General features: G+C 63.8%; 16 protein-coding genes. 6 read left to right on the top strand and 10 right to left on the bottom strand.

Features of this window, described 5'->3' with window-relative positions; all coding sequences use genetic code 11:
• Positions 1–126: 126 nt before the first annotated feature.
• Positions 127–1,485 (bottom strand): MATE family efflux transporter, encoded by a 1,359-nt coding sequence (locus GT590_RS11130; RefSeq protein ID WP_114551557.1) that lies wholly within the window; start codon positions 1,483–1,485, stop codon positions 127–129.
• A 302-nt stretch (positions 1,486–1,787) separates the two neighbouring features.
• On the bottom strand, positions 1,788–2,153 hold the full coding sequence (locus tag GT590_RS11135; RefSeq protein ID WP_161171093.1) for a helix-turn-helix domain-containing protein: 366 nt from the start codon (positions 2,151–2,153) through the stop codon (positions 1,788–1,790).
• 132 nt (positions 2,154–2,285) lie between these two features.
• Between GT590_RS11135 and GT590_RS11140 the strand changes: the two genes are divergently transcribed.
• On the top strand, positions 2,286–2,798 hold the full coding sequence (locus GT590_RS11140; RefSeq protein ID WP_009306853.1) for a nitroreductase family protein: 513 nt from the start codon (positions 2,286–2,288) through the stop codon (positions 2,796–2,798).
• 121 nt (positions 2,799–2,919) lie between these two features.
• On the opposite strand, the gene GT590_RS11145 is transcribed toward GT590_RS11140, so the two are convergent.
• The gene (locus GT590_RS11145) at positions 2,920–3,711 is read right to left on the bottom strand and encodes an HAD family hydrolase (protein ID WP_009306854.1); all 792 of its coding nucleotides are present in this window, start codon (positions 3,709–3,711) and stop codon (positions 2,920–2,922) included.
• 281 nt (positions 3,712–3,992) lie between these two features.
• On the opposite strand from GT590_RS11145, the gene GT590_RS11150 reads away from it, so the two are divergent.
• Positions 3,993–5,180, top strand: a complete 1,188-nt coding sequence (locus tag GT590_RS11150) for a helix-turn-helix domain-containing protein (RefSeq protein ID WP_021409462.1) — start codon at positions 3,993–3,995, stop codon at positions 5,178–5,180.
• Positions 5,181–5,305: 125 nt separating this feature from the next.
• The gene (locus GT590_RS11155; RefSeq protein ID WP_015761385.1) at positions 5,306–7,219 is read left to right on the top strand and encodes a flavocytochrome c; all 1,914 of its coding nucleotides are present in this window, start codon (positions 5,306–5,308) and stop codon (positions 7,217–7,219) included.
• Positions 7,220–7,297: 78 nt separating this feature from the next.
• On the opposite strand, the gene GT590_RS11160 is transcribed toward GT590_RS11155, so the two are convergent.
• Entirely contained in the window at positions 7,298–8,827 is a 1,530-nt protein-coding gene (locus tag GT590_RS11160) for a helix-turn-helix transcriptional regulator (RefSeq protein WP_114513308.1), read from the bottom strand.
• A gap of 42 nt (positions 8,828–8,869) precedes the next feature.
• On the opposite strand from GT590_RS11160, the gene GT590_RS11165 reads away from it, so the two are divergent.
• Positions 8,870–9,325, top strand: coding sequence for a hypothetical protein (locus GT590_RS11165; RefSeq protein WP_143924749.1), 456 nt, complete (start codon positions 8,870–8,872; stop codon positions 9,323–9,325).
• On the opposite strand, the gene GT590_RS11170 is transcribed toward GT590_RS11165, so the two are convergent.
• The gene (locus GT590_RS11170) at positions 9,326–11,155 is read right to left on the bottom strand and encodes an ABC-F family ATP-binding cassette domain-containing protein (protein ID WP_156732802.1); all 1,830 of its coding nucleotides are present in this window, start codon (positions 11,153–11,155) and stop codon (positions 9,326–9,328) included.
• A 228-nt stretch (positions 11,156–11,383) separates the two neighbouring features.
• Here GT590_RS11170 and GT590_RS11175 point away from each other — a divergent pair, with 228 nt between their 5' ends.
• Complete coding sequence (locus GT590_RS11175; RefSeq protein ID WP_009306857.1) at positions 11,384–13,387, top strand: sodium:proton antiporter; 2,004 nt, start codon at positions 11,384–11,386, stop codon at positions 13,385–13,387.
• Between the two features lie 100 nt (positions 13,388–13,487).
• Here the strand turns inward: GT590_RS11175 and GT590_RS11180 are convergent, their stop codons facing one another.
• From GT590_RS11180 to GT590_RS11195, 4 genes are all read right to left on the bottom strand, one after another.
• Entirely contained in the window at positions 13,488–14,603 is a 1,116-nt protein-coding gene (locus GT590_RS11180) for a DUF1648 domain-containing protein (protein ID WP_009306858.1), read from the bottom strand.
• A complete protein-coding gene (locus tag GT590_RS11185; protein WP_009609402.1) occupies positions 14,603–15,100 on the bottom strand; it encodes a GntR family transcriptional regulator in 498 nt (165 codons plus the stop codon). Before GT590_RS11185 ends, GT590_RS11180 begins: the two co-directional genes overlap by 1 nt.
• 116 nt (positions 15,101–15,216) lie before the next feature.
• On the bottom strand, positions 15,217–16,806 hold the full coding sequence (locus tag GT590_RS11190) for a hypothetical protein (protein ID WP_009609400.1): 1,590 nt from the start codon (positions 16,804–16,806) through the stop codon (positions 15,217–15,219).
• A gap of 10 nt (positions 16,807–16,816) precedes the next feature.
• Complete coding sequence (locus GT590_RS11195; protein ID WP_161171094.1) at positions 16,817–17,560, bottom strand: ABC transporter ATP-binding protein; 744 nt, start codon at positions 17,558–17,560, stop codon at positions 16,817–16,819.
• A 142-nt stretch (positions 17,561–17,702) separates the two neighbouring features.
• On the opposite strand from GT590_RS11195, the gene GT590_RS11200 reads away from it, so the two are divergent.
• The gene (locus GT590_RS11200; protein ID WP_009609327.1) at positions 17,703–18,677 is read left to right on the top strand and encodes a CPBP family intramembrane glutamic endopeptidase; all 975 of its coding nucleotides are present in this window, start codon (positions 17,703–17,705) and stop codon (positions 18,675–18,677) included.
• A gap of 9 nt (positions 18,678–18,686) precedes the next feature.
• Here GT590_RS11200 and GT590_RS11205 read toward each other — a convergent pair whose 3' ends face one another.
• Entirely contained in the window at positions 18,687–18,827 is a 141-nt protein-coding gene (locus GT590_RS11205) for a hypothetical protein (protein WP_226844200.1), read from the bottom strand.
• Between the last annotated feature and the right edge of the window lie 328 nt (positions 18,828–19,155).

Genomic DNA, 19,155 nt, shown 5'->3' on the forward strand with positions numbered 1-19,155 from the left:
CAGCACGCCGAGGGACCGACTAACGCGTCGCGCCCTGCTCCCGATTGCCGTTGTCGCCCGAAACGTGCGTTTTTTCGCTCAAAAGCGCACGTTTCGGGCGACAACGGTTTCGAGTTACCTCCCCCCCTACACGCCCCGTGCGCGCGTCCAGTGGCGCAGGTAGAAGGCGCCGATGAGCGCCGGTATCACGGGCGACGCCGCCTGGGCGACGAAGATGCCCACGTAGCCGAAGCCCAGCACGCCGCTCAGCAGAAACGCCAGGCCGAAGCGCACGACGAACGCGTCGATCAGCGAGTTCGCCAGCACGAGCCGCGGCGAGCCCGCCCCCAGCGCGAACGAGTCGAAGCTGTACATGGCCGCATAGAACAGCCCGTTCACGCTGCACGTGATGCGCAGGTACAGCACGGCCGTATCCATCGTGAACGGCTCGGTCAGGCCGTACGCGACCACCAGCGCCGGCGCCAGCAGCTGCACCGCGATCTGCACGCCCACGATCACGCTCACGTTGAACGCAGCTCCGATGCGCGCCACGTCGCGGGCCCGGCGCAGCTCGCCCGCGCCCGCGTTCTGCGCCGCCGCCGTGGTGATGGCCTGGCCGATGGCCCAGCACGGCAGTCCCGCGATGGTGCTGATCTGCAGGCCGACGCCGGCAGCGGCGGCAACGTCGGTGCCGTAGCGGTTCAGCAACCCGGTGACCAGCGCGTACGACAAGTTCACCACCGCCATCTGCACGGCGGAGGGAACACCCACGCGCAGCACCTCGACCACGCTCGTTCCAACCGGCACGTCGCTGCCGCGCGAAAACGCGCCGGCCAGGCGCCCGCCGGGGAAACGCCGCCGCACCACGACGAGCGCGCCGACGGCCGCCACGCTCTGCGCGACCACCGTCGCCCAGGCGGCGCCCACCACGCCGAGGCCCGCCGGTCCCACCAGCACCAGGTCGAGCGCCACGTTCACCAGCGCCGATACGCCCACCAGCTGAAGCGGCGTGCGCGCGTCGCCCTGCGCCTTGAGGAAGGCCGCTGCGGCGTTCATGGGGAACGGCCCCGCGCAGCCGCAGCACAGCACCACGGTGTAGCCGACGGCGCCTTCGAGCGATGCCGCAGGCACGGCGTTCGCCGTGAAGGCTGGGCGCGCCAACGCCACGCCCAGCACGGCGATGGCCGCCGACCCCGCCAGGGCCACCGCCAACGTGGCCGCGTACGCGCGCCGCTGGCCGGCCACGTCGCGCGCGCCCACGAACCGCGCGACGACCACGCCGCCGCCCGCCGTGAGGCCGATGACGAACGCGTTCACGATATAGGCGGCGTTCGTCGCGTTGCTGATGGACACGAGCCCCACCGGCCCCACCACCTGGCCGACCACCACCATGTCCACAGCCTGGTACACGTACTGCAGCAGGTTCACCGCCATGAGCGGCAACGCGAACGCCAGCAACCGCCTGAACAGCGGCCCCTCGGTAAAGGAAAGAGAAGCATCTGACACGATATGTTCACCTCTGAGAATTCGGAATGCGGAAACGTAACGAAGCGCCCGAGGGCGCAAAAAAACGCCGCAGATGAATCATCACCTGCGGCGCTGAACGAGTCCGTCATGCCGGCATCAAAGGAAACGCGCGCCCGGGTTTTGCGCGGCGCGTCTATCGATGCCGATGAATATGTCCCTCGGCTCCGTGCGATGCTTCATCGGCGATCATGCGCGGAGCCGCTACTCTGCAAAGCTTCATGTGTGCCTTCTCGTTGAGGCGGATACAGCGTCGCCCAGCATACTGCGCGATGCCGAAGCGGTCAACCCGCCAGAACCTCCGAGGCTTCGGGCGACGGCTTCCCCACCTCGTCCAGCACGTCCTTTCCCCAGGCGCACATGGCGTTGAGGATGGGGACGAAGCTGACGCCGCGCTGGGTGAGCGAGTACTCGGTTTTGGGCGGCACCTGGTGGTACAGCTCGCGATGCACCATGCCGTCGGCCTCCAGCTCGCGCAGCTGCTGGGTGAGCATCTTGGGCGTGGCCTGCGACATGCGGCGTTGCAGCTCGCCGAAACGCAGCACGCCGGCCTTGCTCAGGTGCCACAGGATGAGCACCTTGTGCTTGCCGCCCACGATGTCGATGGTTGCCTCGACCGGGCAATGGTACGCGTCGGGACAGGTTTTCATGCGCAGCCTCTTCCGTCCAATACTTTCTTTTCGGGTAGTATATTCCAAAAAAGTATCTACTTGCCCCGCAGAAACCGAAGAGTAGTATGGAGGAAGAACGAACCGTCGCTCGCCTCAGAGATAGGAGCACCCATGTCGTTTCTCGATCTCGCCAAAAAGCGCTGCTCGACCCGCGCCTACCAGCCCGTCCCCGTCAGCCAGGAGCACATCGACGCCATCGTCGAAGCGGCCCGCGTCGCGCCGACCGCCGCGAACCGCCAACCTGTGCGCATCCTCCAGGTGACCAGCGAGGAAGGGCTCGCCAGCCTGGCGAAAGCCGCGAACGTGTTCGACGCGCCGCTCGCATTCGTCGTGTGCGCCGACGGCGAGAAGGCGTGGAAGCGTCCGCTCGACGGCATGAGCACCGTCCATGTGGACGCGTCCATCCTCACCGACCACATGATGCTGGCCGCCACCGACTTGGGCCTGGGAAGCGTCTGGATCTGCCGCTTCGACCCTACGGTCATCCGAGAGGAATTCGGGCTGCCGGAAACTTTGGTCCCGGTGAACATCCTGGCCGTCGGGCATCCCGCCGGCGAGCTGAAGAGCCCCGACCGCCACGCCACCGAGCGCATCCCGACAAGCGAGCTGGTAATCCACGCGTAACGAAGCGCCTTTCGAAGAGCGCAGGCCTTCTGCAGCACGGATTTTACGTCCCACCCAAAAGGATGCCATTGCAGAGCGAACCCATTTGTGCAGACACCGTCTGCACAAATTCAAAACCGTCCTACCGCGCGCCCTCCAGCAGGGCGTGAAGCTCGCGCTGGACGCTGCGGTCGACGTTCGTGCCGATCACCTTCGTGGCGATCTGCTTGATGGCCGACCGAGCGTTGCCCATGGCGACGCTCGTTCCCGCCATGCGCAGGATTTCGTAGTCGTTCATAGAGTCGCCGAACGCCATCATCTCGCTCGCCTGGATGCCGTGCGCGTCCAGCACCTGCTGGATGCCCGTCGCCTTGCTCACGCCGCGCTGCATGACGTCGATCCATTTACGGCCCGACGGCGCGAACACGAAGTCGTCGTCCAGCTCGCGCGTGAGGATGTAGGCCATGTCCATGACGGCATCGTCGCAATACACGGATGCTTTCAGGATGCTCGTCTGCGGCGAGGGCACGTCGAACACGCGCACGGGGTTCGGCAGGTTCTTGTCCACCTCTCGCTCGAAGCGCGCTTCGTCGTCCAACAAGTAGCTGCGCGTCTCGTCGAACAGCGCAAGGTGCATGGTGTCGAACATATCAACGACACGGGCCAACCGCTTCACGGCCGCATGCGAGAACACCTCCAAGTCGACCAGCTCGCCGGCGACCATCACCTGCGCGCCGTTCGACGCGACGAAGTCCATGCAGTCGACCACCGGTTCGAACAGCTCGTGCAGCGTGTCGAAGCGCCGACCCGACGATGCTACGAACTGGATCCCCGCATCGCGCAAACGCATAACGAGGTCGTACGAGCCTTCCGGCACGCACTCGTTTCCGTCGAGGAACGTGCCGTCCATATCGCTGGCGATAAGCTTGATCATCAGAAAGCCCTCCTTGAAATAACCGCGTGTTCCGATCATTGTACGACGCTCGCGTCAACCTGCGTGACCCTACACGACTACTTTGCACGAACTTGATACCTGTTTTACAAAACCCCAGTTCAAAATGCTTCGCACCCTGAGCGTGCGGAGAAAATCCCAAAACGCAACACCAGATTGGTAGAGCGGGCGGCTCTGCAACCGCATGATGGTAAACGCAGAAGCGCGGCCGCTCAGCTCCGCGCTTCGGGTATCATGCAATCGACCACGAAGAAGGGACCGCCATGAGTTTCGCCGACAACCTCGTGTACCTGCGCCAGCATTACGGCATCACGCAGGAAGGGCTTGCCGAGCAGTTAAGCGTGTCGCGCCAGACCGTCAGCAAATGGAAAGCCGGCACGAACTACCCTGAAATGGACAAGCTGCTGCAATTATGCGACCTGTTTCATACCAGCCTCGACGACCTCATGCGCGGCAGCGTGCATGTCGTCAAAGAAAACGACACCGAGCGCTACGACGAGCACATGAACCGCTTCGACCTGTCCATCGCGGCCGGCGTCGCCTGCATCCTGGTCGGCGTGGGTCTGAACGCGCTGCTTGAAGCCTTCGGCTGGCCGGATAACCTGCAGACCGTCGCCCTGCTTTCCTGCATCGTCATCGGCGTGGTAATCCTGGTCGTCGGCAGTCTCAACCACAGCGAATTCAAGCGTCGCAACCCTTCCATCGAGCCGCGGTACTCCTCCGACACGCTCGATCGGTTCGGGCAACGCTACCCGACGCTCATCGCCGTCGGCGTGGGTCTCATCCTCATCGACGTCATCATGCTAATCGGCCTCGTACCCGACAACAGTAGCTCCATGATCAACGGCGCATACGTGGAGGAGCTCGTCATGTTCCCCTTCATGCTCATCCTCGCCATCGCCATTGGCATTCTCATCTGGGCCTGCATGCAAAAGTCGAAGTACGACCTCTCCGAGCTCACCTACATCGCGCATCGCCGCAACCTGGGTGCCGACATGCCCTCTACCGCCGTCGTCAAGTCACCCGAGCAGATTCGCGCCGAACGCGTGATGGGCGTCATCTGCGGCTGCATCATGCTGCTGGCCACCATCGTGTTCCTGGTGTGGGGCTTCGTGCCGCTGTTCGACCAGATCGGCGGCTGGGACGGCATCGACAAGTTCGCGCTCAAAGACGCCATCCGCCGCGGCGCGGGCGGTTTCGCCATCAGCTGGATCGCCTTCGTGGTGGGCGGCATCCTGTGCGGCATCGTGTGGATGATCGGCAGCGTGGTGTCGAAGACCCAGGAAGACTGGATCGCCGAAGCGCGCCAGGAGGACGCCTGGGTGAAGTACGCGCAGCAAGATGATCCCTGGTCCCGGGGACCCGAAGACCCCGCGTCGTCCCAAACGCCGACCCCGTCGTCCGCCCCGCGCGAAGCCAACGACCCCGCGGGACGCACGTGGAAGCACTAGGAAAGTACCTTTTGGACACCAGCGTGTACTCTTTGTGCCTAGCACCTTCCCTCTCTCTCGCCCTACGATTTCGACCCGTAGGGAAAACCGAATGCCCGCACGTGGCGGGCGAAGGAGGGGTACGCATGAAAGATTCGCGCTACGACGATCTGATCGAAGCGACCACGAAACGAGGTGCCGCAAACAGCGCGTCCTTGTTTCGCAAGAGCGTCGTCGATCGACGCACGTTTTTGCAGGGAGCCGCGTTTCTCGGCGCCTGCGGCGGACTGATGGGATTCGGTCTAACCGGATGCACGCCAGCGAATACCGGCGGCGCGGCCGCGCAAGGGTGGAAAGCAGGCACTTATTCTGCCAATGTGACCGGCCATAACGCCCCGTTCACCGTCGACGTAACATTCTCGGAGAACGCCATTACCGCCATCGACACCAGCACGAACCAGGAGTCGCTGGGCGTCGGCGCATCGGCTCTTGAAGATCTGTCGAACAAGATCATGGAATATCAGACGCTGAACGTGGATTCCGTCACCGGCGCCACCCTATCTAGCATGAGCCTCCAGCAAGGTGTGAAGGATTGCGCCGAGCAAGCAAACGCAGCGAAAACCCTCGCAAAGGCTCCCGGCCCGGACGACTCCGTAGAATCGTCCTACAATGCCGACGTATGCGTTGTCGGCGGCGGCGGTGCGGGCCTCACAGCCGCCATCTCTGCCGTGCAAGCCGGAGCCAACGTTGTGGTTGTCGAGAAATGCGGCATCACGGGCGGATCGACGAACGTCTCCGAAGGCGCGCTCAACGCAGTCGATCCGGAACGTCAGCAGAAGCAGGGAATCGAAGACTCTGTCGAGCAGTTCTACGAAGTCACCTATGAAGGAGGACACGAACAGGGCACGCCCGAACTCATACACTACCTGACCGACAACGCGCTCGATTCGGTTCATTGGCTCGAATCGCTCGGTGTGAAGTTCAAGGACGAAACGGGATCGGCCACCGGATCGCTGGGCGAGCGAAGCCACTATCCAGCCACGCCGTCGGGAAACACCTACATCCGCGCTTTCGAAGCGTTCGCGGCAGACCACGCTGACCAACTCGTCGTTTTGCACGAGACTCAAGCGAAAGAGCTCATCCTAGAAAACGGCTCCGTCGCTGGTCTGACGGCCGTGCACCGCGGAAGCCAAGAGATCACCGTGAACGCGAAATCGATTGTCGTAGCCACCGGCGGATTCGGCGCCAACGTCGAATACCGACAGCAAGTCAACGACGGCGTATGGGCCGACGTGAAGCTCGACGACACCATCGGCTGCACGAACATCAAGCCGTGCGCGCAAGGGGAAGGCCTCAAGCTTGCCGAGGGAGCCGGCGCGGAGCTCATCGGGCTGTCGGACATCCAGCTGCATCCGTGCGGCACGCCCGGCACCGGCCTCATGGAAGACATCCGCACCTCAGGACGCAACCGCATCTTCGTCAACAAGAGCGGGGAGAGATTCGTCAACGAAGGCGCCGAACGTGACACCCTGTGCAAAGCCATCTTCGCACAGCCTGAATCGACGTACTGGATCGTTGTCAACAAGGTTCGCTACCCCTCGGAGACCGAGCCCGACGCGAACGGCGCGACCATCGAGAACATGCTGGCGCTCGGCCATATCGTGAAAGGCGAAACCGTTGAAGACTTGGCAGAGCAGACGCAGATGGACGCCACGAAGCTGCAAGCATCCATCGACGGTTACAACCAGGTCGTTGCCGGCGCAACCGAGGATCCTTTCGGCTTCAAAGCAAACAATACCGCCGACCGGCAGTTGACCGAGGGACCGTGGTATGCATGCCGCAAGGTACCGACGGTTCATCACACCATGGGCGGCATCCGCATCAACGTCAACACGGAGGCCGTGAGCGCGGATGGCGAAGTCGTTCCCGGTCTTTACGCTTGCGGCGAATGCACCGGCGGCATTCACGGAAGCAACCGTTTGGGCGGTAACGCCATTGCCGACTGCATCACGTTCGGACGCCAAGCCGGTACGCAGGCGGCACAGCACGCGACAAGCTAAGCCTACCCCTCCCCGACGCACCTTCCTTACGCCCTGGCCGTATATTCCTTCTGCGGTCAGGGCGATCTTTTGCTGATATTATTCTCGCGCGTCGGCAACTTTGTCGAGCAGCTCTTGCTTGGAATGCACCCCGACTTTACGGTACACCGTCCTCGTATAATTCCGGATGGTGTTTTCCGAGTAATTAAGCGTTTGAGCGATGAAGGATCGACTTCGACCTTGGGAAATAAGCGACACGATATCCCTCTCGACGTCGCTCAAGCCGTACAACCCTGCGAATGCCGCAACAGGATCGACGACCCCGACCTCGGCGGCCCCTTCGGACGCTTCGTTTCGCATAGTCCCAAGCTCGAAGCCGATTGGGTAATCGCCCATGAAACGCGGCCTCATAATGAGCGTCGCTTCGACCAGCACCACGATCGCCATCACGATGAGCAGCCACAAACTATGATCGAGCGTCGGGCCTACCGCGTACACAATAATGCGTCCAACGGCCATGCACAGAAGCGAACCGCCGTAAACCACCGCGTATACCAACGTCGTCTGATAGTGGACGTGGCGGCCGATGAGACAAATGAAGAACACGAGGGGGATATAGAAGCACGTCACCGCATTGGTCAGAAGAAACGTGCTGGCTTCTTCGGATCCGCTCGATCCGCTCATCAAAAAGCATATGCTGGCCATCATGAGCGCATTCTGAAACAGCCAGTATCCGGACAACTTGAACGAACGTCCCCGCACCAGCACGAGCCACACGACGAACGCGATCAGCAGCACCACGAGCACCTGATGAATCGAACGAACCGTTTGCGACAATTCTCGATGACGTCCATCGGGGTATCCAAGCGCCATGCCCAGCAGCAGCGCGTACAGGAAGAACGCGATCAGCGCATGCACGGCTCCTGTACGAAACGGATCCGATTCGTACAGCGCATCGACCCCCGGAGCCTTCCCCATGCCGTCTTCCCGACCCGCCCGCGTCGTTTTGGCGCGCTCGTCAAGGCGCGTCATCGCCTGCCAGTACGCGAACACCGACAGGGCGGGAATGAACAGGTTGATCATGCCCGAAACGACAGGATCCAAATACCCCATGACGAGCGAGAGCGCGCATGAAAGAGCCAAGCCGCCGGCAGCGTAGAAGAATACTTCGCCAGGACGAAGCCGTTCGAGAAAGAAAATCCAGATGATCTCGCCGCCGACCAGACCTATTCCTCCGACGATGACGCGTAGCGCCTCGAATCGGGTCGCGTCGAAAAAGAGATCGAGCAAGTAAAGCAAGCTGGAAACCGTCATAAGCACGAAGCCGGACCATACGAACACACCGCGCGTCGCACGCGTGAAACCGGCCTTGTACACTAGCAAAACCAGCAGCGCGATCACCACCACCCGAGCGACGTTCGCACCCACCGTCACCATGCCCACGTCGGCGGAAAAATGCAGGTTGTAGAAGTTGAACTGGTACCAGAGCCGGTAGAAGCCTATGCCGAAAAAAGCAAGAACCAAACCGGATAGGAATGTCGATCTGAACGCCTCGAAAGAACCAGTATGAAGATACCGGTCAACCGCCCGGGCGCGCTCACCACTTCCGTTTTCCTCCCCTTGCTTCATGGCGGAATTGTACCATAGCCGATTCCGCACGCAGCAGAGGCGATGGAGCCCGAAAGCACCGTGTCCATCCCAATCGCCCGCTTGCACGAAGCTCTTCCCACCCATAAACGAGGCGCTCACGCAAGCAGCGCAGGAACCCGTATCAGTGGCCTTGCTGAAAACCATTCATCGGGCACTGCTTGCCGACACGAGGCTCTCGGGAAACGCACGCCTGCGCTCGGCGCACTGGCCGATGCCATGGCAGGTCGGCCTATTTTCACTGCGGCGAGCATGGCTCGCGCCATCGGAAGATCAATGCCGACGGCAAACACAGTCATCGAGCGATTTGCAGAAGCCGGCATCGTCAGACAAATCAACATCGGCAAGCGCAATCGGGCGTTCGAGGCCCAAGGCATCATCGAGGCCTTCATCGGCTTCGAACGCGCGGCCGCATCACCAGCCAACGACACGCTCGTCAGCAAACCCGTCCGTCCGGTTCCGTTCAAAGAGGTACGGTAGCTACTCCCCCAGCTTCTCGGCGGCTTCCATCCATTCTTCCTCAAGGGCATCGATCTGCTGTTGGAGATCGGAAATCTGGGCTTGGAAGTCGCCGAGCGCGGTGAAGTCGGTGGGGTCGGCGGCGGCCATGCTCGCGCGCACGTCCTCGATCTTGCCGTTGAGCGTTTCCACCTTGCGCTCGTTGGATTGCATGAGCTTGCGCAGGGTACGCTGCTCGCCGCCGGAGAGGCGGGAGCTTTCGGGCGATGCTTCGGTCCCAGATAAGCCCGAATCGGCGGCGTGCGCAGGGCGTTGACGTGCGGGACTGCCGGCCGCCATGGAAGAGGGGGAAGCGTCGGACAACCTCAAATACTCGTCCACCCCACCCGGCAGATGACGGATCTTCCCGTTCACCAGGGCGAACTGGTGGTCGGTGACGCGCTCCATGAGGTAGCGGTCGTGCGTGACCAGAAGCAGCGTGCCCGGCCAGGCGTCCAACAGGTCCTCCACCACGGCCAGCATGTCGGTGTCCAGGTCGTTGCCGGGCTCGTCGAGGATCAGCACGTTCGGCTCGTCCAGCAGGATCAACATGAGGGCCAGACGGCGCTTCTGCCCGCCGGACAAGTCCTTCACCGGCTCGTTGAGGTCGGCGCGCTTGAAGCCCAGCTTCTCCAGCAGCTGGGCGGGCGTCATCTCCTTGCCGTCCAGCATCGTGCGACGGCTGTAGCGGCCGATGACCTGGCGCACACGGTCGTCGCCCAGTTCGGACAGATCGTCCAGATGCTGCGACAGCACGGCGAAACGCACGGTCTTGCCGATCTTCACCTCGCCGGCGTTCGGGCGCTGCAGACCCTGGATCACGCGCAGCAGCGTGGTCTTGCCCGTGCCGTTCTCGCCGACGATGCCGTAGCGGTCGCCCGGGCCGATGATCCAGTCCACGTCGTCGAGGATCGTCTTGTCGTCGAAGCGCACGCTCACGTGCTCGAGGTCGACCACCTGCTTGCCCAGGCGCGCCATGGCCATGCGCTTGAGCTCCAGCTCGTCGCGCAAAGGCGGCACGTCGGCGATGAGTTCCTGGGCGGCGGCCACGTGGAACTTCGGCTTCGTCGCACGCGCCCGTGCGCCGCGCGAGAGCCACGCCAGCTCGCGGCGCAGCTCGTTCTGGCGTTTCTGCTCGGCTAGCGCGGCCACGCGATCGCGCTCCACGCGCTGCATGATGTAGGCCGAGAATCCGCCCTCGAACGGCTCCACCCGTTTATCGTGCACCTCCCACATACGCAGGCACACCTCGTCGAGGAACCAACGGTCGTGCGTGACTACCAACAGCGCGCCCGCGCCCTTTTTCCAGCGGGTTTTCAGATGGTCCGCCAGCCACGTGATAGCGCGCACGTCCAGATGGTTCGTGGGCTCGTCCAGCGCCAGCACGTCCCAGTCGCCGATGAGCAGCCGCACGAGGTCCACTCGACGGCGCTGCCCGCCCGACAGCGTTCCCACCTGCGCGTCCCAAGGGATGTCGCCGGCCAACCCGGCAATGATGTCGCGGATGCGCGCGTCGCCGGCCCACTCGTATTCAGGCAGATCGCCCACCACGGATTGCCCCACCGTGGCAGCGGGATCGAGCGAGTCGGCCTGTCCCAGCACGCCCACGCGCACGGCGCCGTTACGCAGCACGCGGCCTTCGTCGGGATCCAGCGTGCCTGCCAACAGGTTCAGCAGCGTCGACTTGCCGTCGCCGTTGCGCCCGACGATGCCCACCCGGTCGCCCTCGTCAACGCCCAGCGACACCTCGGAGAACACCTCTTTCGTGGGGAAATCGACCCGCACCTTTTCGCATCCAAGCAGAAACGCCATCGCCCGCCATCCTTCTTCATGTAGTTCGGAAGGCCGATTATAGCGCATGGCGGGAAAGCGAGCCGCCGATCCACGAGAAGGCCGCCCTCATCTTGCGCCTCATGCCCATACGAAGCCTCGTCTCGAATCCCGACCCCAAGCAGGAAGACCGGCTCGCAACGCCCCGCCAGCTAGCGATTGCGTTACAATGGGGTCAAGCCCTGATCATCATGCAAAAGGAGGCGCCGCGTGGAACTCCTTGAATTCTCGCTGCTCATGCTGGCCGCCGTGCTGCTCTCATCCGTCATCGACCAGCTGGTTCCCAAAGTGTCATCGCCCCTCATCCAGATAGGGCTGGGCCTGCTCATCGCGCTGGTCATGGGCACGCAGATCAGCATCGCCTTCGATCCCAACCTGTTCCTAGTGCTGTTCATAGCCCCGCTTCTGTACGACGAGGCCAAAAACCTCGACAAGAAGGCGCTGTGGGAGAACAAACGCCCGGTGCTGTCGCTGGCCGTCGGGCTGGTCATCGCCTCGGCCCTGATCATCGGGTTCGCCGTCAACTGGCTGGTTCCATCCATCCCCTTGGCCGCGGCGTTCGCCTTGGGCGCCGCGCTCGGACCCACCGACGCGGTGTCGGTCGCCTCGCTGTCGAAGCAGGTGAAGATCCCCGCACGTTCGCGCAATATCTTGGAAAGCGAATCCATCATCAACGACGCCTCGGGCATCGTGTCGTTCCAATTCGCCATAGCCGCAGCCGTCACCGGTACATTCTCGCTGGTCGGCGCCACGGCGAACTTCTTCTTCGCATTCCTCGGCGGCGTACTCGTGGGCGTAGCGTTGGGGCTCACGGGCAACTTCATCGTGCGCCGCGTGCGCTCGTGGGGCCTCGAGAACACCACGTTCCATGTGCTGTTCGAGGTGTTCGTGCCGTTCATCGTGTACCTGGTGGCCAACGCGCTGGGCACCAGCGGTATCATCGCGGTCGTCGCCGCCGGCATTTTGAACGTCGTATCGCCGCGCGCCATCGGCCCGTCCGTCTCGCGCATGAATATCGTGTCCGCCAGCGTGTGGCGCGTGCTGACGTTCGCCCTCAACGGCATCGTATTCGTGCTTCTGGGTACTCAGCTGCCGCGCGCCATGCAGCGTACCTGGGAAAACGTCACCATCGACAACGACGCTCTCATCGGCTACATCCTGGGCATCACCGTGCTCATGCTGGCCGCCCGCTTCCTTTGGGTGCTTATCATGGAGCGCGTCCATCGCCAGCGCAGAGGCCGGATGACGTTGGATGAGCTTCGCTCGACGGCCATCATGACCTTGGCCGGCCCGAAGGGAACCATCACGCTTGCCGTGGCGTTCACTATTCCGTTCTCCATCCCGCAGCGCGAGCTGCTGCTGTTCCTAGCATGCGGCGTCATCGTGGTCACCATGCTGTTGGCCACGTTCGCCGTGCCGCTGATCGCGCCGAAGAAAGATACCGACGACGAGGATTGCTTCGACGAGGAGCAAGCCAATATCGAGATACTCCGATCGGTCATCGAAGAGCTGGCGGCACGTCAAACCGGCGAGAACCGCGCGGCCACGCAAGCGGTCGTCCACGGCTACAACGAGCGCATAGCCCGCCTGAAGAACAGAAGCGAACTGCCCGACGAGTCCATGACGCCCTTGCGCCTGAAAGCGAACCGGTGGGAACGCGATTTCACGCTCGATCTCCTTGAACGCGAGGAAGTGGATCAGCTGATAGGGTACCGGCACATCAAGCGCCTCTCGCGCACGGAAAATCTGCTGCGCCATCATGCCGACCGTGTGTCGCTGCAAATCGCCTACCTGCGCGTGCGCACGCTCGCTCACGCAGGATGGCATCGTATCGTGGAGGCGCTGCCCGGCGACGATCTCTCCGAGCGCGTGCAGGCCGAGCGCGACCTGCGCCTCCGCAGCAACGAGCACGTCATCGAAAAGTTGCAGGCGGAGCTCGCCTCTCCCACTTCGGAAGAGCCTACCGAGAACCTGAGCAAGCTGCTACTGGAATACCAAAGCCTCGTGCAAACCATTCACAGCGCCGCAAGCCCGTCCATCACCGTGCTGACCAGCACTGCGAACAAAGCCGTGGACATCCAGCGCCAAGGACTGCGGCTTGAGCTGGAAGCTATTCAGGCGCGCTACGAGGAGGGGGCGCTGCCCCGCTTCTCGTACAAACGGCTGCGCGAGAACGTGATGCTCATGCAAATCGATCTGGAGGACAACGTGTAGAACAAGACAAAAGGACGGAGTCAATGTCTCATTTTCAGGGGGACTTCGCCTCGGCTGCCCAGCTTGCGCATGCAACCCGCGCACGTAGCACGCGCCTCGCCTAGAACAGCAGCATCACCGCGACCACGAAAGCAGCCGTCACCACGAAACCGCCTGCGACGATGGCCCACACAGCAGGGCGCGCCCAGTTCAGCGTCCAACCGACGCCGAAACGCTCGGGCAGGAACAGGCTGGCATCGTCGGGGTTGCAGTAGAACACGCCGAACTTCCAATAACGGTCGTCGTCCACATGCAGCCGATCGGATGTCTGCATGTTCTTGAACACGCGTGAACCCGCCTGGCCGTACACGAGGCTGATCGCCATGGCGCCGACGCACAGCACGATAGCCGCGATCATGATGAAGACGGCTGCCTGACCCAGGTCGATCACGTTCATGAACGACAGCGGCATGGCGATCATGGCCACCGCTATCACCACGCCTCCCGCCACCAGATAGATGCTCTGCGCGCGGGCGAACAGGCCGTAGGCCAGCGCCGACGTGGCCGGCGCGCCGGGTTCGGCCCACTTCTTCGAACGAGCGATGGTCCAGTGGGAGAACACGAAACACGCGGCCATGAACCCCTGGATGAGTACCGGCATCCACAGGATGAGCGGGGTTTTCTCAGTCCAATCGTTCACGGTGCCGTCGAAGCCCATATGCATGGGAATCATGTCGGGCATATGCACGTAACCCACCGCGCCCACGGCGAAGGTGATGGCCATGATGGGCAGGTACAACAGGTTCCATTTGAGAGAGATGGCTCGCGGCACGGGCTGCTCGCCCACCACCGCGACGGACTCTTGCGCGTCAGCCGTCCAACCGCGCTTGGCTTTGTATGCGGACATCTTGGCGCGGAACGCCAGCATGAGCGCGTAGCCGCCTGCGGTCACCGCCAGCGACCCGACGATCAGCGCGCCCAGCACGCCGCCTGCGTTGCCCATGGCGGCGCTCGCGAAGCCGACGACCGTGAACACCGCCGTAGCCGACCCGACGATGGCGGCGTAGCGGCGCTTGAGTCCTACGACGTACGGATCGTGCTGCTCGGAGGTGGGAACGGTGACCGTGAACACCTCGCCGCGGCGCATGAGGTACGGGGTGATGGCCATGAACGCGCCGATGACCGGCATGAGCAATGCCGTAACGGCCATCATGACGGTCGGGTCGAACCCTTCCACTACAGCGCACCCCCTTTGAACGCCGGTTCGCACGAGGCGGCGCGCTCGATGTTCTCGCCCTGCGCGTCGCGGCTCGCTTGCGCAGTTCGGGCATCGGATCGTTCGCCCGCCCCGTAGGCGCGCGCGGCCTGGCGCTGCGCGCACTCCAGGAACTCGCCCCACGTGCCGCCGCGCGCCCGGTGCGCCAACGCCAGCTCGAACAGGCCGTCCTCCATCTTCGCCAGCTCGATTTGGGCGCGGTCGGCCCGATCGTCCTCGCACGGGTCGGCGATGTAGGCGCCCGATCGGCCGCGCATCAGCACGTAGCCCTCGTCGCGCAGCACGGCGTACGCCTTGTTCACCGTGTGCAGGTTGATGCCCAAGTCGCTAGCCAGCGCGCGAACGGATGGCAACGCCGTGCCGGGCACCAGCTCGCCCGTGGCGATGGCCGCGATGATCTGGCTGCGTATCTGCAGGTACAGCGGTTCTTCCGACTTCTGATCGATGCGAATAACCATACGCACGCCTTCTCCCTTTCGTTTCCTCGTCGTATTGTAGCGCGCGCAACCGAGAGGCGGCGATCGCGCAGGCGATTATCGTCTCGCACATTCGTCCTCCGCGCCGCCTTGAGCGACTACGCCCTCAGCCCCCGCTTCACCGCGCCGCGGTACGCCGCGACGGAGACCGCGGCCGCCAGAAGCGCCAGCACGAGCGACGCGCCCACGCCTAGCAACGTCGTGACGCCCATGCCGAGGACGCAGAACACCATGCCGATCATGATCACGGCGAACACCGGAACGCCGCGCTTCACCGGCTCGTACACGCTGGTCCAGTCGTACTTCGGGCTGCGCGCGTCAAGCGCCAGTCCCAGACATGCCGCCAGCATGCTGGCCGCAAGCGGCACCGCGAACAGCGCTGCGACAGACAGGGCGTCCAGCGGCAGCGACACCGCCATGAGCACGGCCGACACCGCGAGGCACTGCACGGCGATGGCCAAGTTGACGGCCACCTTCGCTCCCAGCACCGTCGCCGGCGACACGGGAGCCGTCAGCATGAGCCAACGCGCCGAGCCCTCGAGCGAAACCGACGCGGCCGTCGTGGACGAGATAGCGCAGAAGAACGCGAGCGCCCACGGAAGCAGCGCGCCGACGAACGGCGCGTACGCGGGCGGCAGCAAATCGAGCGACAGCATCCCCGTGGCAGAGCCCACCGCCACCGCGACGGCTGCAACCAGCACCAGCACGTAGCCTATGCACGCGTTCATGAAGTAGATGGGCGTGGCGGCCAAAAGCCGCAGCTCCTTCACCATGAGCGCGCGGAAGGGCGTGGACGACTTCGCACCCGCGCCCTTATCGCCGTCGAACGAGAACGTCCCGCGCGGCCTGGACGACATGAGCAGCGAGTTCACCGGCACGAATAGGCGCGCGACCAGCGCAAACACTGCCGCCGCAGCCGCGATGTTGACCGCAGCGAAGGCGGCGAACTGCACGAGGTCGCCCTGCACGATGCCTGCAGTCGCCCATGCGGCCGGCGGGAAGATGGCCGCGAGCTGCCCCGTCAGCTGGGCGCCGAGCGCACTCAACGCCGCCAGGTCGTCGGATTGGCCGGACAGCGCGAACGAGCCGAACACCGCCGCCAGCGTGGCGGCCAGCGTCAGCACGATGACCGCGACGTTCGCGTGCTTGAAGCGCGAGGACACCGCAGCGATCAGCACCGCCAGCACGACGGCCGCGGCCAGGGGCAGAAGCGGCGCCAGCACGATGGACAGCGCCATGCACGCGACCCCGACCGCCGACACCCCGGCAGCCGACGCGTACACGGCGAAAGCCGGCACCATCACCAGCACGCCGAACAGCAGGCTCATGGCGTACAGCGATGCGATACGCGACAACACCACCGACGACGTGGGCACGGGAAGCGACATCACCAGGTCGTAGTCCTTGAAGCCGAACAGCACGCCGTTCGTTTTGAGGAACGCCGCAACCGCGCCGGCGATCGCGCCCACCAGCACCGCGACCAGGGGAACGGCTTCGGCCAAGCCGATTTGGACGAGCCCCTGCGCCACGCCCGCCGAGTACGCCGAAGCGAACAGCACCACGGCCGCCACGACCAGCGCCGCAAGCGCCAGCGTGCGCTTCGCCTTCGCGGGGTCGGCGTGCAGCGTCTTGTTGATGCCGAACAGCCCTAGCAGCTGTATCTTCAGCAGCAGAATGAACGGTTTCATGGCAAACCCCCTACGCGTTCCGGTCGATCATGTCGAGGAACACGTCCTCCAGGCTCTCGTCGCCCACCACGTCGGCCGTCGGGCCGCATGCGCGCAGCGTGCCCTGCTTGATGATGGCCACCTTGTTGCACAGCTTCTCCACCACTTCCAGCACGTGGCTGGAGAAGAACACGGCCGAGCCGCCATCGGCCAGCTCGCGCAGCATCTCCTTCACGTGGAAGGACGCCTCGGGGTCGAGACCGACGAACGGCTCGTCCAGCACCAGCAGTGTCGGTTGGTGCACGAGCGCGCCGATGAGCACCAGCTTCTGGCGCATGCCGTGCGAGTACAAGGAGATGAGGTCGCCCAGCGCCGAGGTGAGGCTCAGCCGGTCCGCGTACGCCCGGATGCGGCGTTCACGCACGTCGGCGGGCACCTCGAAGATGTCCGAAAGGTAGTTGAGATACTGAATGCCCGTGAGGAACTCGTAGATGTCGGGGTTGTCGGGCACGTAGGCGGTCATGCGCTTGCAGGCCAGCGCGTCGGTTTTCACCGACTGACCTGCGATGCGGATGTCGCCCTCGTCGAAGCCCGTCACGCCCACGATAGCGCGGATGAGCGTGGTTTTGCCGGCGCCGTTGTGGCCGACGAATCCGAAAATGTCGCCCGGCATGACGTCGAGCGTCACATCGTCCACCGCCCGTTTCGCGCCGAACGCCTTCACCACATGGTTGACCGAAAGCACCGGAGCGGCCTTCTTCTGTTCTGCCGTCATGCGCGTTTCCTTCCCTATCCGCGATCCGTTCGCGGTTGTTGACCTTCCCGCGGTTGTTTGTTATATTTATGCTATAACAGATGGAACAAAGATGCAAGAGCCGTGCTGGGGATCGGATTCAGGAGAGACAAGGGGCGCTAGCATGAAGCGGATTTCTATTTTCTTGGCGATCACGTTCATATTGACCTGGGCGTACGAGTTCGGGGTGGTGTATCCGATATCGTCGGGAGCGCTCGTGGGCGTTCCTCCGGTCGCCGCGCAGTTCGCCACCGGCGCCGCCATGTTCTTCCCCGCCCTGGGCGTGCTCATCACGCGCCTCGTCACGCGCGAGGGATTCAAGAACAGCCTCATCAAGCCGCGCGGGTTCAAGAAATCCCTGCCGTGGTTCGTCGTCGCCTGGTTCGGTCCCGCCCTGCTGGCCGCCATCGGCGCGGCGGTGTACTTTCTGGCGTTCCCGCAGGATTTCGACCCCAGCATGTCGACCATCGTCGCCACGCAACAGCAGGCCGCAGCGGCGGCGGGCGCGGGCGACGTCTCCGCCGACCAAGTGCGCGCCATGCTGCTGGCCCAGCTGCCTTTCGCCGTGTTCCTGGGCCCCGCGCTCAACATCTTCACGACGTTCGGCGAGGAGTGGGGCTGGCGCGGCTACCTGGTGCCGAAGACGGCTGCGCGCCTGCGCATCGTGCCGACGCTGCTGGTCACGGGCGTGATCTGGGGTTTGTGGCACGCGCCGCTCACCATCATCGGGCACAACTACGGCGTGGGGTATCCCGGCTGGCCATTCGCCGGCATCGCTGCCATGTGCGTGTTCTGCACGGCGCTTGGAATCTTCCTCACCTACGTCACTGTGCGCACGGGCAGCTGCTTGGCGGCGGCTGTCGGCCACGGTGCGATCAACGCGTTCGTCAGCGCGGGTATCATGTTCTCGCTCACGGGCGGCAACCCCTTCGTGGGACCCATGCCCGTGGGCATCGTCGGCGGCAGCGCGTTCATCGTGGTCGCGGCCCTCATGCTGTGGGATATGCACCGCCGCGAGAAAGCCGGCACCCTCGCTATGCCGCAGGCGGGCCTGCCCGACGACATGACGAAAGCCGACCTCGCCCGCACGGCAAGCTAGCATACGCGCCTACCGCTTGATCACCGGGCAGACGACGGCGCTGACGGCGGGCAGCGCCGCGCACAGGTAGAGGGCGGACAGCGCCGAGGCCGATGCGTCGACGAGCGCGCCCGCCAACCCGTCACCCCAAGAAAGCGAACCGGAACCCAAACCCCCTTGCTCAGCATCGAACGGGATAACAAGAACGGATGTTTCACGTGAAACATCCCGCCGCACTTGGTGCGGTCGCCGCGCACCAAGAAGAAGTGAGGGCGGGGTCGAGCTCGCGCTTTGCTCTTCGAACGCTACGGCCGGCGCCCTCCTCCCCTGCGCCTGCGCGGGATCCGCGGACGCAAAGGGCGTCGGCGCAGTACGCACCCATTCATCTGCGCAAGCACAGCCTCGCATCATTTCGCGTCGCGAGGCTCGAACCGATTTCAAGGACCCCTCTGCAACTTTTTCGACTTCGTGGCAGGCTTCAGGGTCGAAAACGATCTTC

Origin of the sequence: Eggerthella sp. BIOML-A1 (assembly GCF_009875595.1) — a bacterium.
Lineage (GTDB): Bacteria > Actinomycetota > Coriobacteriia > Coriobacteriales > Eggerthellaceae > Eggerthella > Eggerthella lenta.

Excerpts from the sequence above, each read along its gene's own strand:
- GT590_RS11135 (WP_161171093.1), bottom strand. The coding sequence starts at position 2,153 with ATGAAAACCTGTCCCGACGCGTACCATTGCCCGGTCGAGGCAACCATC.
- GT590_RS11140 (WP_009306853.1), top strand. The coding sequence starts at position 2,286 with ATGTCGTTTCTCGATCTCGCCAAAAAGCGCTGCTCGACCCGCGCCTAC.
- GT590_RS11145 (WP_009306854.1), bottom strand. The coding sequence starts at position 3,711 with ATGATCAAGCTTATCGCCAGCGATATGGACGGCACGTTCCTCGACGGA.
- GT590_RS11150 (WP_021409462.1), top strand. The coding sequence starts at position 3,993 with ATGAGTTTCGCCGACAACCTCGTGTACCTGCGCCAGCATTACGGCATC.
- GT590_RS11155 (WP_015761385.1), top strand. The coding sequence starts at position 5,306 with ATGAAAGATTCGCGCTACGACGATCTGATCGAAGCGACCACGAAACGA.
- GT590_RS11160 (WP_114513308.1), bottom strand. The coding sequence starts at position 8,827 with ATGAAGCAAGGGGAGGAAAACGGAAGTGGTGAGCGCGCCCGGGCGGTT.
- GT590_RS11165 (WP_143924749.1), top strand. The coding sequence starts at position 8,870 with ATGGAGCCCGAAAGCACCGTGTCCATCCCAATCGCCCGCTTGCACGAA.
- GT590_RS11170 (WP_156732802.1), bottom strand. The coding sequence starts at position 11,155 with ATGGCGTTTCTGCTTGGATGCGAAAAGGTGCGGGTCGATTTCCCCACG.
- GT590_RS11185 (WP_009609402.1), bottom strand. The coding sequence starts at position 15,100 with ATGGTTATTCGCATCGATCAGAAGTCGGAAGAACCGCTGTACCTGCAG.
- GT590_RS11190 (WP_009609400.1), bottom strand. The coding sequence starts at position 16,806 with ATGAAACCGTTCATTCTGCTGCTGAAGATACAGCTGCTAGGGCTGTTC.
- GT590_RS11195 (WP_161171094.1), bottom strand. The coding sequence starts at position 17,560 with ATGACGGCAGAACAGAAGAAGGCCGCTCCGGTGCTTTCGGTCAACCAT.
- GT590_RS11200 (WP_009609327.1), top strand. The coding sequence starts at position 17,703 with ATGAAGCGGATTTCTATTTTCTTGGCGATCACGTTCATATTGACCTGG.